General features: G+C 70.3%; 12 protein-coding genes, 2 tRNA genes and 1 pseudogene. 10 read left to right on the top strand and 5 right to left on the bottom strand.

What is annotated here, in order from left to right; all coding sequences use genetic code 11:
• The 4 genes from BLR49_RS09950 to BLR49_RS09965 form a co-directional block, all read left to right on the top strand.
• A partial coding sequence (locus BLR49_RS09950; RefSeq protein ID WP_143013687.1) for an integrase core domain-containing protein occupies positions 1-288 on the top strand: 288 nt, incomplete at its 5' end.
• Positions 289-444: 156 nt separating this feature from the next.
• Positions 445-1,719 carry a serine--tRNA ligase gene (serS, locus tag BLR49_RS09955; protein WP_092537208.1) on the top strand — a complete coding sequence of 425 codons (1,275 nt, stop codon included), beginning with the start codon at positions 445-447 and terminating at the stop codon, positions 1,717-1,719.
• 47 nt (positions 1,720-1,766) lie between these two features.
• Positions 1,767-2,774 carry an HAD family hydrolase gene (locus BLR49_RS09960; RefSeq protein ID WP_092537210.1) on the top strand — a complete coding sequence of 336 codons (1,008 nt, stop codon included), beginning with the start codon at positions 1,767-1,769 and terminating at the stop codon, positions 2,772-2,774.
• Positions 2,771-4,351 carry an ABC transporter substrate-binding protein gene (locus BLR49_RS09965; RefSeq protein ID WP_092537212.1) on the top strand — a complete coding sequence of 527 codons (1,581 nt, stop codon included), beginning with the start codon at positions 2,771-2,773 and terminating at the stop codon, positions 4,349-4,351. Before BLR49_RS09960 ends, BLR49_RS09965 begins: the two co-directional genes overlap by 4 nt.
• 40 nt (positions 4,352-4,391) lie before the next feature.
• Here the strand turns inward: BLR49_RS09965 and BLR49_RS09970 are convergent, their stop codons facing one another.
• From BLR49_RS09970 to BLR49_RS09990, 5 genes are all read right to left on the bottom strand, one after another.
• Complete coding sequence (locus BLR49_RS09970; protein ID WP_092537214.1) at positions 4,392-7,469, bottom strand: alpha-mannosidase; 3,078 nt, start codon at positions 7,467-7,469, stop codon at positions 4,392-4,394.
• Positions 7,470-7,517: 48 nt separating this feature from the next.
• On the bottom strand, positions 7,518-8,396 hold the full coding sequence (locus BLR49_RS09975) for a carbohydrate ABC transporter permease (RefSeq protein ID WP_092537216.1): 879 nt from the start codon (positions 8,394-8,396) through the stop codon (positions 7,518-7,520).
• Between the two features lies 1 nt (position 8,397).
• Positions 8,398-9,327: a carbohydrate ABC transporter permease gene (locus BLR49_RS09980; RefSeq protein ID WP_092537217.1), complete on the bottom strand. Its 930-nt coding sequence runs from the start codon at positions 9,325-9,327 to the stop codon at positions 8,398-8,400.
• Positions 9,327-10,718, bottom strand: a complete 1,392-nt coding sequence (locus BLR49_RS09985) for an extracellular solute-binding protein (RefSeq protein ID WP_092537218.1) — start codon at positions 10,716-10,718, stop codon at positions 9,327-9,329. Before BLR49_RS09985 ends, BLR49_RS09980 begins: the two co-directional genes overlap by 1 nt.
• A gap of 310 nt (positions 10,719-11,028) precedes the next feature.
• The gene (locus BLR49_RS09990; RefSeq protein WP_092537219.1) at positions 11,029-12,252 is read right to left on the bottom strand and encodes an ROK family transcriptional regulator; all 1,224 of its coding nucleotides are present in this window, start codon (positions 12,250-12,252) and stop codon (positions 11,029-11,031) included.
• Between the two features lie 107 nt (positions 12,253-12,359).
• On the opposite strand from BLR49_RS09990, the gene BLR49_RS09995 reads away from it, so the two are divergent.
• The 6 genes and pseudogenes from BLR49_RS09995 (at position 12,360) to BLR49_RS10015 (ending at position 15,366) form a co-directional block, all read left to right on the top strand.
• The gene (locus BLR49_RS09995) at positions 12,360-12,959 is read left to right on the top strand and encodes a malonic semialdehyde reductase (RefSeq protein WP_092537221.1); all 600 of its coding nucleotides are present in this window, start codon (positions 12,360-12,362) and stop codon (positions 12,957-12,959) included.
• 96 nt (positions 12,960-13,055) lie between these two features.
• Positions 13,056-14,414: an AGE family epimerase/isomerase gene (locus tag BLR49_RS10000; protein WP_092537223.1), complete on the top strand. Its 1,359-nt coding sequence runs from the start codon at positions 13,056-13,058 to the stop codon at positions 14,412-14,414.
• A 99-nt stretch (positions 14,415-14,513) separates the two neighbouring features.
• A pseudogene (locus BLR49_RS14015) lies at positions 14,514-14,654 on the top strand (GntR family transcriptional regulator); the annotation flags it as partial.
• Between the two features lie 25 nt (positions 14,655-14,679).
• Complete coding sequence (locus tag BLR49_RS13705; RefSeq protein ID WP_245690600.1) at positions 14,680-15,030, top strand: hypothetical protein; 351 nt, start codon at positions 14,680-14,682, stop codon at positions 15,028-15,030.
• 56 nt (positions 15,031-15,086) lie between these two features.
• Positions 15,087-15,175 (top strand) — tRNA-Ser (locus tag BLR49_RS10010).
• A 101-nt stretch (positions 15,176-15,276) separates the two neighbouring features.
• Positions 15,277-15,366: transfer RNA gene (locus BLR49_RS10015), tRNA-Ser, on the top strand.
• Positions 15,367-15,380 lie beyond the last annotated feature (14 nt).

Consider the following 15,380-nt stretch of genomic DNA (forward strand, 5'->3'; position numbering starts at 1 on the left):
ACCTCCCAGGCCTTCGCCGACCACCTGGCCTCTTATGGGATTCGGCCGTCGGTGGGGCGTACGGGGGTGTGTTGGGACAATGCGTGGGCGGAGTCGTTCAACGCGACATTGAAGAATGAGCGCGTGTATCGTATGGTCTACCCCACGCGGGATAAGGCGATAAGGGATGTGGCGGCGTGGATTGAATTGACCTATAATCAAAGACGTTTGCACTCGGGGATCGGGTACCGCACACCCAACCAGTTCGAACGCGAACTACAGCAGGCCGCCACCCCGAAAGCAGCCTGACAAACACACAACAACACCGTGTCCAAAAAACACCCAGCATTCCAGACCGCCTGAGACGGCGTCTAGGGCGGTCCAAGCAGGGCTGGGCGGTACAAGTAGGGCTGGGCGGGCCAAGCAGGCGCGGGCGCCCGTCCGCTCCCGGATACACTCGCACCCATGATCGATCTGCGTGCGCTACGTGAGAACCCCGAGCCCTTCCGTGACAGCCAGCGTGCCCGCGGCGCCGACGTCGCCCTCGTCGACCGCATCATCGAGGCCGACGAGGCCCGCCGCACCAGCCTCGCCGCGTTCGAATCGCTGCGCGCCGAGCAGAAGACGGTCTCCCGGTCGGTCGGCAAGGCGTCCACCCCCGAGGAGCGTGAGGCCGCGCTGCGCGGCGCCAAGGAGCTGGCCGAGCAGGTCCGCCAGGCGGAGGCCGCCTCCAACGCCGCCGCCGCCACGCTCGACGAGCTCGCCTCCCAGTTCCAGAACCTCATCGAGGGGGCGCCCTCCGGCGGCGAGGAGGATTACGTGGTCCTGCGCCACGAGGGCCCCGCCCCGCGCGACTTCGCCGCCGAGGGCTTCGAGCCCGCCGACCACCTGGCGCTCGGCGAGGGCCTGGACATCATCGACACGCGCCGCGGCGCCAAGGTCTCCGGCGCCCGCTTCTACTACCTCAAGGGCTGGGGCATGCGCCTGGAGCTGGCGCTGATGACCGCTGCGCTGGACAAGGCGGTCGAGCACGGCTTCATCCCGATGACCACTCCGACCCTGGTCACTCCGCAGGTGATGGGCGGCACCGGTTTCCTCGGCGCCCACAGCGACGAGATCTACTACCTTCCCGCCGACGACCTGTACCTCACCGGCACCTCCGAGGTGGCGCTGGCCGGCTACCACACCGACGAGATCATCGACCTGTCCGCCGGCCCCAGGCGGTACATGGGCTGGTCCACCTGCTACCGGCGCGAGGCCGGCGCCGCCGGCAAGGACACCCGCGGCATCATCCGCGTGCACCAGTTCAACAAGGCGGAGATGTTCTCCTACTGCCGCCCCGAGGATGCCGCCGAGGAGCACCAGCGGCTGCTGGCCATGGAGGAGGAGATGCTGGCCCTGGTGGGCCTGCCCTACCGGGTGATCGACACCGCCGCCGGTGATCTGGGCTCCTCCGCCGCCCGCAAGTTCGACTGCGAGGCCTGGCTGCCCACCCAGAACCGCTGGATGGAGGTCACCTCCACGTCCAACTGCACCACCTTCCAGGCGCGCCGCCTGTCCATCCGGGAGCGCCGCGACGGCAAGACCGCCCCGGTGGCCACCCTCAACGGCACCCTGGCCACCACTCGCTGGATGGTCGCCATCCTGGAGAACCAGCAGCGCGCGGACGGGACCGTCGTCGTCCCCGAGGGCCTGCGCCCCTACCTGGGTGGTCTCGAGGTCATCGAGCCGGTCGCCTGACGGTATGAGCAGCGATAGCGCGCGCCCCGCCCGGTCGGCGGTCTGAGATGTCCCCCAGGAACGACGACGGCGCCCCCCTGGTCGGCTCGGCCGCCTGGAACTCCCAGACGGTCGGCGTCTACGGGCCCGGATACGACCGGCCGCTGTCACACGACGACTACCACGCGCTCGTACGCGCCCGCATGGCCGACCTGGACCGCCTGGAGGCCACGGGCCCGGGCGGGCGGGCGCACCTGCTCCCCGATGAGCGGCTGGTGGTGGCGTTGGATGTTGACGGCACCATCCTCGACCTGGAAGGCCGCGTCTCCGAGCGCGTCATGGCGTCCATCGCCCGCATGCGGCACCGCGGCGTGCAGGTGGTCATCGCCACCGGGCGCGGCATCACCGCCGCCCTGCCCGTCGCCCGCCGCCTGGGGCTGACAGACGGGTGGATGGTCTGCGCCAACGGCGCCATCACGCTGCGCATGGACCCGGTCTTCCCGGGCGGATACGAGATCGTTGACTCGCGCACCTTCAACCCGTCCAGCGCCATCGACGCCCTGCTGGAGGCGGTGCCGGACGGGATCATCGCGGTGGAGGACCTGGGGGCCGGCTTCCGGGTCTCCCGGCCCTTCCCCGACGGGGAGCTGATGGAGAAGCAGACCGTCGTCTCCCTGGACGAGCTGCGCCGCGAGGAGGTCACCCGGGTGGTGCTGCGCGCGCCGGGAATGCCGGTGGACGAGTTCAGCGCCGTCGTCGGAAGGGCCGCGCTGCACTCGGTGGAGTACGCGGTCGGCTGGACCGCCTGGCTCGACGTCGCCCCGCAGGGCATCACCAAGGCCTCCGCCCTTCAGGCGCTGGTGACCCGGCTGGGCACCGACGCCGGCCACGCCATCGCCGTGGGGGACGGCACCAACGACGTCGAGATGCTGCGCTGGGCGGGTGTCGGGGCCGTGATGGGCTCGGCGCCCCAGTGGGTCAAGGAGCAGGGCGACGTCGTCACCGAGACCGTATGGCACGATGGTTGCGCGGCCGTGCTGGACGCAATCGTGGAGAGGACCCGGAGGAACTCATGAGACCGTCGCGGAGCGCCCTGCGGCGCAGCGCCGCCCACCTCGCCCCCGCCGCTGCGGCACTGCTGCTGCTGACCGGAGGCCTGGCCGCATGCTCGGCGGACGACGCCGATCCCACCGCCTCCGCCACGGACCCCTGCGCCGCGCTGACCGCCTACGGGGACTTCCCCGACGGCGCCACGGTCACCATCGCCACCGCCTTCACCGGTACGGAGGCGGAGCGCTTCGACGCCTCCGTCGAGCAGTTCGAGGAGTGCACCGGCATCGATATTGTCCACAGCGGCTCGGACGCTCTGGAGACGGTGCTGCGCCAGACGCTGGAGGAGCCCGGGGCCGGGGAGGCGACGAGCACGGACCTGCCTGACCTCGCCGTCGTCCCCCAGCCGGGCCTGGTGCGCGACTTGGCGCGGGCCGACGCGCTGACCGCCCTGCCGGACGCCGTCGGGGCGAACGTCGAACTGGGGTGGGATCGCTCCTGGATGGATGCGGGCTCGGTCGACGGCGTCCTGTACGCCGCCCCGCTCATGGCGTCGGTCAAGTCCTTCATCTGGTACTCGCCGGTGGCCTTCGAGCAGGCCGGTTACGAGGTTCCCACCACCTGGGACGAGCTGGTGGAGCTGACCGAGCAGATCGTCGCGGACCAGGCCGCACCGGCAGACGCGGATGGTGCGAAGACCGCCGCGGAGACCAGTGAGCCCGGTGCCACCCCCTGGTGCCTGGGCGTGTCCGACGGCGATTCGACCGGCTGGACCGTCAGCGACTGGCTGGAGGAGACCCTGCTGGCCACCCGCGGCGTCGGCGCCTATGACGCCTGGGCCGGTCACCGTGTGGCCCTCGACGACGCCTCCGCCGTGAGCGCATTGGACGCGGTCGGCGACCTGCTCCTGGCCGACGGGAGCGTCGCCGGTGGCGGCGAGGGCGCCGTGAAGACCACCGTGGAGGAGGCCGGCCAGCAGCTTCTGGACGGCTCCTGCTACATGCTGCACGCCTCCTCCGGCTACGAGAACCTGCTGCCCGCGGGCACCGAGGTAGTCACCGCCGATTCCGCGGCTGTCGGGGCCGCCACCGGCACGGATACGACCGGCGGCGCAGCGTCTACGGCACCTGCCACGGCCGCCGAGGCCCCGGCGGCGACGGGCGGCGTCGTCTCGGCGTTCCTCGTGCCCGGAGTGGCCGACGACGACGCCGGTGCCCCGGTGATCGTGGGCGGTGACTTCCTGGTGCGGATCGCCGCCTCGGACGGTGACGGGGCCGACGAGGAGGACGGCACGGCTCCCGATGCCGTCGAGGCCGTCATGACCTACCTGACCAGCGCCGCGTGGGCGCAGGCCCGGGTGGAGCTCGGTGGTGTGGCCACCGCCAACCGGGGCGTGAACGCCTCCGCCATGAGCTCCGACGTCGCCAGGCGCGCAACCGAGCTGCTGCAGTCGCGACAGTCGGTGATTCGCTTCGACGCCTCCGACTCCATGCCCGCGGGCGTGGGCACGGATGTGCTGTGGAGCGCGCTGACCCAGTGGACTACCGGCGAATTGGACTCCAAGCAGGCGCTGGCCCAGGCGGAGGCCGCCTGGCCCGAGTGAGCGGTCGTGAACGGCGGCCTCCTGCGCGTCGCCCAGCGGGTCAAGCCCGCGCGATCCGCAGGGTGAGGATTTGGAAGGGGCGCAGCGCGAAGCCGCGGCTCAGCGCGCCCGCCTGCCGCCCGCCCGGCTCATCGGCGGGCATGGTGCACAGGTCGACGTCGCCTACCGGCCGCTCCAACAGATCGGTGGCGACCACCGAGGCGGCGGCGAAGCCGGTGGTGAGCGTGCCGCGAGTGCGGGCACCGAGGGACTCGTACAGGCGGACGACGACGTCGCCGCTGCGGTCCTCGGCGAGCTTGACCGCCTCCACCACCACGCCCGCGCCGTCGACCGACACCAGCGGGGCGACCTGGCGGGCGCCGGCGACCATGCGCGCGGGCAGGTTGAAGGCGTAGCCCTCCCGCACGGCGTCGTCGATTCCGGCGCCCGGCCGCAGCGCCACCCGCAGCCGGTGCCGGCCCTGATCGGCCTCGGGATCCGGGAACAGGGGAGCGCGCAGCAGGGACAGGCGCACCGTCGTGGTGGGGCGACCGGCGGCGTCGAGGTCACGGGTGACGTCGTGCCCGTAGGTGGAGTCGTTCAGCACCGCCACCCCGTAACCGGGCTCGCCCACGTGAATCCAGCGGTGGGCGCAGATCTCGTAGCGGGCGGCGTCCCAGGAGGTGTTCTGATGCGTGGGGCGGGCCACGTGCCCGAACTGCATCTCAGCGGTGGAGGCGTCCGCCACCAGGTCCAGCGGGAAGGCCAGCTTGAGCAGCCGCTGGCGCTCATGCCAGTCGACGTCGAAGTCGAAGCCCACCTGCTTGGAACCCGGACGCAGGCGGATGCGCTCCACCAGCCTGGAGGCACGGCCGAGCGTGCGGGTGACGCGCACGCAAACGCCGTCAGCATCCCGCGTGACCTCCCGGTCGCCCGCGTCGAGCACGTCCGTGACCGTGTGGCGGTACTCGGCATCGATGTCCCAGGCGTCCCACTGGCGCGGCGTATCGCGGTGCAGCTGCAGCAACCCGGCGCGGGCTCCCGGCGGCAGCAGCTCCCGGTCGGCCTCCAGGTCCACCACCGAGGTCAGTGTGCCGACGGCATCAACCACCAGGCGGAGCAGCCCGTTGTCAATGACCGTGCCGTCCGTGGTCTGCTCCACCGACACCTCGCCGACGGCGGCTATCGGCGCGGCGGCGCCCAGCGCGGGCACGCCGTCGCGTGACGCCGGGGCGGCGTTGAGCAGCAGGGGGGTGTCGCCGCTCCCCACGAGCACGGCGGCGGCGTCGGCGATCACCGCCTCGAGGGTGCGCGCAACCTCGGCGTACTCGGCCTCCGTGCGCTGGTACACCCAGCCGATGGAGGTGCCCGGGAGGATGTCGTGGAACTGGTTGCGCAGCACCGTGCGCCAGGAGTCCCGCAACTCCGCATACGGGTAGGGCGTCCCCTCCCGGACGGCCGCCGTCGCCGCCCACAGCTCGGCCTCCCGCAGCAGGTGCTCACTGCGGCGGTTGCCCTGCTTGGTGCGCAGCTGGGAGGTGTAGGTGCCGCGGTGGAACTCCAGGTACATCTCCCCGTGCCACACCGGCAGCTGCGCGCCGCCCTGCGCGGTCAGGGCCTGCGCCTCCGCCTGGGTGCGCTCGAAGAAGCTGTTCGGGCTGCCCATCTCCACCGTCGGCACCCCCTCCAGGTTCTGGAAGCGGTGTGCGGCCGCCAGCATCTCCCGGGTGGGGCCGCCGCCGCCGTCGCCGTAGCCGAAGGGCACGATCGAGGCGGAGCAGATCCCCTTCTCCGCGAAGTTCGCCTCGGCGTGGCGCAGCTCGGCAACGGATAGTCGGGCGTTGTAGGCGTCCACCGGGGGGAAGTGCGCCAGCACGCGGGAGCCGTCGATGCCCTCCCAGTAGAAGGTGTGGTGCGGCATGTGATCGGTGTCGTTCCAGGACAGCTTCTGGGACAGGAACCAGGATGAGCCCGCGGCTCGGGCGATCTGGGGCAGTGAGCCGCTGTAGCCGAATGAGTCCGGTAACCACACGTCGCGGGTCTCCACCCCGAACTCCTTCAGGAAGAACCGCTTCCCCTCAATGAACTGCCGGGCGAGCGCCTCAGAGCCGGGCATATTCGTGTCCGACTCCAGCCACATGCCGCCCACGGGCACGAAGCGCCCCTCGGCCACCCGCTGCCGAATGCGCTCGTACAGCTCCGGCTGGGCCTCCTTGACCCACTGGTACTGCTGGGCGGAGGAGCAGGCGAAGACGAACCGCGGGTCCTGATCCATAAGGGCGAGCACGTTGGAGAAGGTGCGTACGCACTTGCGGACCGTCTCGCGCACCGGCCACAGCCAGGCAGAGTCGATATGCGCATGCCCGACGGCGAGCACGTGGTGCGCGCTCGCATTGGCCGGGGAGGTGAGCACGCCCGCCAGCTCGGCCCGCGCCGCCGCCGCGGTGCCGACGACGTCACCGGGGTCGATGCGGTTGGCCGCCCGCTCCAGCGCCGTATCGATGCGGGCCCGGCGGGTCGAGTCCTGCGGGAGGGCGGCCGCCAGCTCCAGCAGGACGGTCAGGTCCTGAACCAGCTCCCACACGACGTCGTCGCGCAGGGCCGCATCCACGGCGCCCAGACGGTACAGCGGCTCGCTGCCCGCGGTCTCCCGGTAGCCCAGGGGAGTGGGGGAGAACTCGAAGCCGCCGGCCACGTCCGGGTTGCTCGCGGCCTCGATGTAGACGTCGATCAGGTCCGGCTCGGCGTCCCAGGGCACCGCGTGGTTGCGCGGGGAGAGCGCCTTGACGGCCGCCCCGTCGGCGCGCAGCAGCAGGCCCTCGGCCTGGAACCCGGGCTGCGCGGCGGTGAACCCCAGGTCGATGCTCAGCTCCACGCGGGTGCCCTCGACTTCCCGCCACGCCGCGGGCACGCCTCCGGTCACGTGGAACCAGGTGGTGCCCCACGGCGGCCCCCAGGGGGTGCCGACGGCGATGGGGGAGTAGTGCTCGCCCACGGCCCGGGTGAAGGGGACCGGCTCGCCGGGCGCCTGCCAGGCCGACAGCTCCAGGGGCAGGCGGTCGCGGTAGATCGCCGGGCGGATGTGGTCGCGCAGCAGGCGCTCGGCGCGCTGCTCAGTCAGGCGGGGGTTGGAGTGCATGGTGATGGTTCTCCCTGGTCTTGTCTGTGGTGGGGTGCCGGCGTCGGATCAGCCCTTGACGGCGCCGGCCATGGCGAAGCCGCCGCCGACGCGGCGCTGCACGATCAGGTAGAGCAGCAGCACGGGGGTGGAGTAGAAGATGGAGAAGGCGGCCAGCTTGCCGTAGGCGATGGAGCCGTGGGTGCCGAAGAAGTTGTAGATGGCCACCGCGGCGGGCTGGTGCTCGGGGGAGAACAGCAGCACGAAGGGCACGAAGAAGTTCCCCCAGGCGCCGGTGAACACGAAGATGAACACCACGGCTATGCCGGGCTTCATCAGTGGCACCACTATCCGCCACAGGGCGGTCATTGCGGAGGCGCCGTCGACCCAGGAGGCCTCCTCCAGGGAGATCGGCACGGAGTCCATGAAGTTCTTCATCATCCAGATGGCCATGGGCAGGGAGGTGGCCGCCATGAACAGGATGGTGCCGGCCACGGAGTCGAGCAGCTGGAAGCTGACGAACAGGGTGTAGACGGGCACCATCATGGCCGTGATCGGCAGGCAGGTGCCGAACAGGATCGTGTACATGAACCCCTTGTTGAAGCGCATCTGGAAGCGCGAGAGCGGGTAGGCGGCGAGCGTGGCCACCACCACCGTGATCGCCGCGGTGCCGAAGGAGATGAGCAGGGAGTTCCACAGCGGGCGCAGGGTCTCGTCGACGTTGGCGATCTCGGTGAAGTTCGCCAGCGTCCAGGTCTCCGGGATAGAGATGGAGACGGTGGCTGCGGGATCGAAGGCGGACAGGACGATCCAGGCCAGTGGGATCAGGAAGCAGATCCCGATCAGGCCCATGATCGCCGAGGCGATGATCCTGAGCCCGCGTCCGCGCGGCGAGGAGAGTCTGAGCGATGCTATGGGCGACTGCTGCGTGTCGGGCCTGTCGGGCATGTCAGTCCACCTCCGGTTTGAGCAGTTTCATGTAGACGACGGAGAACAGCGCTCCCACCAGCAGGGTGACGGTGGCGATGGCCGTGCCGTAGCCGACCTGGGAGAACTTGAAGGCCTCCTGGTAGGCGAGCACCGGCAGGGTGGAGGAGCTGGTGCCCGGGCCGCCTCCGGTCATGACCCAGATGAGGGTGAAGACGCCGAGCGTCTGCAGCGTGGTGAGCATGAGGTTGGTGGCGATGGACCGGCGGATGATCGGCAGCGTGATGCGGAAGAAGCTCTGCACGGTGGAGGCGCCGTCGATGGCGGCGGACTCCTTGACCTCGGGCGGCACCTCCGCGAGCGCGGCGTTGTACTGCATCATTGAGAAGGCGGTGCCGCGCCAGACGTTGGCGAGGATGACCGACAGCATGGGGAAGGCGAGCAGCCACTTGGGGCCTTCCAGGCCGATGAAGGCGAGCATCGAGTTGAGGGTGCCCTCGGAGGCGAAGAAGGCGTAGCAGGCGAAGGCCGCCACGATCTCCGGCAGCGCCCAGGCCACCACCACGATCCCGCCCACCAGGGAGGCCAGGGGGCGGGCGCAGTGCCGCATGAGGACGGCCAGCGCCATGCCCAGCACGTTCTGGCCGACAATCGCCGAGGCGAAGACGAACACCGCCGTCAGGAGGATCGACTTGAGGAAGGCCGGGTCGGACAGGAGGGTGACGTAGTTGTCCAGGCCCACGAAGGAGGGCGCGGCGGCCTTGTAACCGCTCATCGCCCGGTCGGTGAGCGACCCGTACAGCGAGTAGACGATCGGCCCGAGCAGGAACAGGGCGAGCAGGACGACCGCCGGGATGAGCGGGGCGGTGCGCCGCAGAGTCCTGCCGGGGCGAAGGCGGGACGACGGCGCGCCCCCGCCCGCCGTCGTCGCGGTTGCGGCCGGGGCGGTCATCAGGAGGCCGCCTCGGTGCCGTCCTCGCCGACGATGGAGATCAGGCCGGAGTCGTAGGTGGCGGCGGCCTGCTCGGGGGTGGCGTCGTCGGTGACCACGGACTCGCAGGCGATCTGGATGTTTCCGGAGATCTGCGAGTAGTCGGGGGTGGTGGGCCGGAAGTGCGTGTACTGGACCAGGCCGGAGAAGAACTCGAAGCTCGGGTTGTAGGAGAGGTAGTCCTCGGACTCGGCGACGTCCCTGCGCACGGCGACCTGGGCGTTCTCGGTGTCGTACTTGAGGGTGTTCTCGTAGTTCAGGGCGATCGAGATGAATTGGAAGGCGGCCTCGGGATTGGCGCACTTGGAGCCGACGGCGAGAGTCCAGCCGCCCGACATGGAGGTGAACCCGTCGCCCTGCCCGTTCTGGGTGGGCATCTTGGCCAGGCCCATGGTCTCCTCCCACTCGGGCCACGGGTTGTCGCCGGAGATCCAGCCGCCGGGCATCCAGGAACCGTCGATCGCCATGGCGAGCCTGCCCTGGGGCAGGAGCTCGGTGGAGACGCGGTTGCCGATGGTGGAGTCCAGGGCGACGTCGAGTGCGGGGCCGAGCTCCTCGGCGTAGACCGTGTCCATGAAGGCCAGGGAGTCGATGAAGCCCTGTGAGCCGGTGACCCACTTCTTCGTGTCGGCGTTGTACAGCAGCTCGGAGTCGGTGCCGGACAGGAGCATTTCGAAGCCCTGCATGGAGGTCATCTCCCCACCGGCCTTGGCGACGAAGATGTTCAGCGGGATGACGTCGGGAACCTGCTCCTTGATGGTGCGGGCGGCGTCGAGGATGTCATTCCAGTTGGTCGGCTGCCAGTCCTCGGGCAGTCCGGCCTGGGCGAAGATCTGCTTGTTGAAGTAGATGCCGCGGGTGTCGGTGCCCATGGAGACGCCGTACAGCTTGCCGTCGTCGCCCAGGCCCGCCTCCTTGGCGGAGTCGACGAACTGGTCCCAGTCCTCCCAGGCATCCACGTACTCGTCGATGGGCATGAGGTAGCCGGCGGCGGCGTCGGAGCGGACCTGGAAGGAATCCTCGTACATTACGTCCGGTGCGGTGGAATCCGAACCGTTCATCAGGGCGAGCTTGGTGAAGTACTGGTCCTGCTCGGCCTCGATCGGCACCAGCTCGACGGTGACCTCCGAGTTGGCCGCCTCGAACTCGCCCTTGGCCTTGGTCAGCAGGTCCTCGAGCTGGGTGAAGGCGGAGGTCTTCTGGTAGGCGACCTTGAGGGTGTTGCTCGAGCGCTCGCCCGAGGAGCCCGAGCAGGCGGCGAGTGCGGCGGCCGCCGCGAGCGAGGCGCCGATCAGGAAGCTCCTGCGGTTCGGGCGCAGGTGGCCTAGGGGGGTGCGGGTCGACTGGGACATGGGTGGGCTCCTTCGCGCCGGGGGCGTCTACGGTGACGCCATCACTAAATACTCCATCAAATGGATAAAATACTGTCAAGAGGCCGCGGTTGTCGTTGCCGAGTCGTTATATTGTGGCGCTCCTCGCCGCACGGCCGATAAAAGTGTCCGGATTCGGGACAAACGACGTTCTCGCAGCCGACGCTGTGGAAAAGAACCGCATGATTCCAGCGTTTTGCCGACGGCATCCCGGGGCCTTCAGACCCGTTTGTCCCGAATCCGGACACTCTGCGCTTTTTGCGCGCCAACGACGTCCCGCTCCAGCGGGGGTTCACTTGCCGATGAGCAGCGTGGCCGGCGTCGGGGAGAAGAGGCGGTCGAGCACCAGGCAGGCGGCCCCCACGGTGCCGGCACGCTCTCCGAGTGAGGAGGTGTGCACGGTCAGCGGGCGCGGCTGCCCGTGCAGGGTGTGATCGGCGATCATGCGTTGCAGCTCGGGCTCGCACAGCGGACGCATGGCGGCCCAGCGCGGACCGGTGATGACAATCGCGGACATGTCCAGCAGCTCGGTCACCGCCAGCGCCGCCGCGCCCAGCACGCGCCCCGCCGAGGCGAACACCTCTATCGCCGTGGCCTCCCCCCGCCCGGCCCGGCTCAGCAGTTCGGTGAAGCCATCCTCGATCTCATGGGGATTCCACGAGTCGACCTCACCCGGGAGCGTCATGCCGAGTTCGCGCGCGTGGGCCACCAGTTCGCGCTCGCCCAACGATGTCCCCAGGAGACGTCCGCGCGGCGAGGCGGAGCGCGGATCGCCGGGCAGGTGCATGGTCTCGCCCGCGTTACCGGTGGTTCCGCGCACCACCTGTCCGGCTATCACCGGGGAGATCGCGGCGCCGGCGCCGAGGTAGAACACCAGGAAGTTCTCCGGGTCCGGAGACTCGCCGGTCCACAGGTGCGCCTTGGCCACCGCCGTGACGTCCTTGTCCAGCACGACGTCCAGGCCGGTCCGCCGAGCCAGCAGGTCGCGCAGCGGCACCGTGCCCCAGCCCGGCAGTAGGGGCGGGCTGACGGTTCCGGCGGCGTCGTCGATGGGGCCGGGTGCGGCGACGCCGATGCCCAGCAGCCGCTCGCGCGGCACCGACGCCTCGCGCTCCATGCGTTCCACCTCGTGACGCAGATGCGCGATCACCGCCGCGGAATCCTGGGGCGAGGGCAGGGACCCGTAATTCTCGGCGACGACCTCGCCGGTCAGGTCCACAACTGCGATCCCCAGGGCGGAGGGGTCAATGTGGATGCCGACGGCGTAGCCGCCTGCGGGGTTAAGGGTGAGGGCGACGCCGGGCCGTCCCCTGCCGCCGGGAGCTACGATGCCGGTCTCCTGGATCAGGCGCTGTTCGAGCAGTTCACGGGTCACGTTGGAGACCGTCTGCGGCGCCAGGCCGGTGATCCGCCCCAGCTGAGCCCGGGTGAGTCCGTCGCCGGAGTGGCGGATCGCCTCCAATACGACGGCCCGGTTGAATCCGCCCACCCGGGGCAGGTTGCTGCCGCGTCCCATGGCGCCTCCTCCTGCTGTGCTCGCGCCCGACCGCGCGGGACGGGGCGAGAGTATCCGGGAATCCGGCGCCCCGGAATAAACCCTGCGGCAGCTCGGTTGCCGCCGGTATGAGCAGTCACAACACCGCCGTTTCCGACGACGCTCTTGCGGTCCTCTTCACCAACGCCCGTACGGCCCGCTCCTTCCGCGACGAGCCCGCCGCGATCGAGCAGGTGCGCCGCGCCTATGACAATGCGCGCTGGGCGCCCACCGCGCTCAACTCCCAGCCCATGCGCCTGGACCTGCTCGCGTCCCCGGAGTCTCGCCAGCGCCTCGTCCCGTTGATGGCGGGGATCAACCAGGAGCCGGTGCTCGGCGCCCCCCTGGCCCTGATCGTCTCCGCCGACCTCGCCCTGGAACAGTCCATGCGGGAGCTCGGCGCGCCGGAGCAGATGCTCCAGCGCCTGGCCGGATCCCTGGAGATGCGCCAGGGGCTCGCCCGCGACTCGGCGCTGATCCAGCTCGGCTACCTCGTGCTCGCCCTGCGCGCCGAGGGGCTCGACGTCGGCGTCATGACCGGCGCCGACCTGCCCGGTATTGATGCGGAGTTCCACGCCGACCGGCCCTGGCAGGCCATCGCCGTCGTCATTGTCGGGCACGCCGACGCCGATGCCTACCGCCCCCGCGCCGCCCGCCACGACTTCGACGCCGTCTCCCAGGTGCTCTGAGACCGCCGACTGCCTCCGCCCCGCCCTCGCCTGCTAACGTTCGGGGTGCCCCGGCGCCAACAGGTCCGGGCGCGGACGACGGGTCGAGGAGGACTCATGGGACTGGGATGGTTCGGCGCCCCCGAGCACAACCGCTGGCTCGCCGAGGAGACGCACGCCCTGCTGCGCTATGCGCGCTCCGCCAAGGTGCCCGCCGGCTTCGGCTGGATTGGCGCTGATGGCGTCGTCGACACCAGCCACCCCGTGGAGCTGTGGATCACCGGCCGCATGACCTTCGCCTTCTCCCTGGGTGCCCTGCTGGGCATCCCCGGCTGCCGCCGCTACGCCGACCACGGCGTGCGCGCCCTGAGCAAGGTCATGCGCGACTACGACCGCGGCGGCTGGTACTCCGCCGTCCGCCACGAGCTCGACGCCGCCGGTCACGGCGTTCCGGTCGACGCCGACGCCCGCAAGGAGTGCTACCAGCACGCCTTCGTGCTGCTGGCCGCCGCCACCGCCACGGCCGCCAACCGCCCCGGCGCGCACGAGCTGCTGCGGGACGCCATGGAGGTCCAGAACCGCTACTGGTGGGACGACACCTACGGGCTGCCCATTGAGTCCTACGCCGCCGACTTCACCGGCCCCGAGGACTACCGCGGCATCAACGCCGCCATGCACACGGTGGAGGCCTACCTGGCCACCGCCGACGTCACCGGGGACATCACCTGGCTCACCCGCGCCGTCCAGATCATCGACTACGCCGTCAACATCCAGGCTCGCGCCCACGACTGGCGCCTGCCCGAGCACTACGACACCAAGTGGAAGCCGCGCCTGGACTACAACCGCGACGCCCCCGCCCACCCCTTCCGCCCCTACGGCGTCACTCCCGGCCACGGCCTGGAGTGGTCACGCCTGACCGTGCAGGCCCGCGCCGCCCTGGTGGCCCGCTCCCTGCCCACGCCCGACTGGATGCTGGATGCCGCCGAGCAGCTGTTCGACCGGGCCCGCACCGACGGCTGGCGGGTCGACGGGGCCCCCGGCTTCGTCTACACCACCGACTTCGACGGCCGCCCGATCGTGCACGAGCGCATGCACTGGGTGGTCTGTGAGGGCGTGTCGGCCGCCGCCGCCATCCGGCAGGCGCTGCTCGACGACGGCCGCAGCGAGATCGACGTCGAGCACTATGAGCACTGCTACCGCTCCTGGATCGACTACGCCGAGGAGTACCTCATCGAGTCCCCCGGCGTGTGGACCCACGAACTGAGCCAGGACAACGAGCCCTCCACCCGCACCTGGGAGGGCCACCCGGACATCTACCACGCCCTGCAGATGACGCTGGCCGCCCGCATGCCCGTCTGGCCGACGGTGGGGCAGGCGCTGAGCGAGGGCCGGCTGGATAGGCCGTCCCGGCCCGCGCCGGCAGTCGAGCAGTCGCGCGGCCAGACCCGCCGTCGCGGCCTGTTCGGCCGGGGCTGAGCGGCGGCCCGTCCTCGGCCGCATGAGGAGGACGTGATGACGCCGATACAGGTTGCCCCACTGGACCGGCAGAGCACCAGGCCGCTGTTCGCCCAAGTCATGCAGTCCCTGCGCGCCGAAATCGACTCCGGCGATTACCAGCCCGGTGGGTGCATCCCCACCGAGCCGGGGCTCGCCACCATGTACTGGGTCAGTCGCATCACCATTAGGCGCGCCATTGAGGAACTGTGCGAACACGGGCTGCTCATCCGCCTGTCCCTCCTTGATGGAGGCACCGCTGGAGGGTTCTCTGTTCGAAGTGCCGGCCGAGCACGGAGTGCGTGTCGGCGGATCGCGCAACTCCTACATCGACGCGCCCGCGGCCACGGCAACCCAGTCAGAACTGCTGCAGGTACTGGTCGGGGGTCCGCTGTTCTTCTTCTACCGGGAGATGCTCGACGACGCCGGGCGGCTCATCTATGTGGGCCGCCGACACATCGCCGCCGCCCGCCGCCGCTTCAACTACGACATCGCCTCGCTGAGCGCAGTCCACCCCGCGGGTCAGTATGTCCATGACGATACCTGTTGTGTGGCGCGGCGCATAGGGGGTGAAGGCCCCGCTTTGTGGTTGGGGTGACAGCTGCGGGTGTCGCGGCGGTATGGGGGTGAGGTGGTAGGGTCTCGGGCGTACCCGGAGAGGTGACAGAGCGGCCGAATGTGGCGGTCTTGAAAACCGCTGTGCGCCCGGCGCACCGGGGGTTCGAATCCCTCCCTCTCCGCCACGGGCGGTGACGAGCCGTCGTCGGCGCCCCGCGCGGGGCCGTCGGCGGTCGTTGCCTCGCTCCGTGTGCTGGGGTAGGCTCGTCGGGCCGATCCGGCAACTGGAGATGTCGCATAGTGGCCTAGTGCGCCTTCCTGCTAAGAAGGTTGGGGATAAAACCCCTCGGGAGTTCGAATCTCCCCATCTCCGCCACACGTTGGGGCTCC

The organism is Actinomyces ruminicola, assembly GCF_900103885.1.
GTDB lineage: Bacteria > Actinomycetota > Actinomycetes > Actinomycetales > Actinomycetaceae > Actinomyces > Actinomyces ruminicola.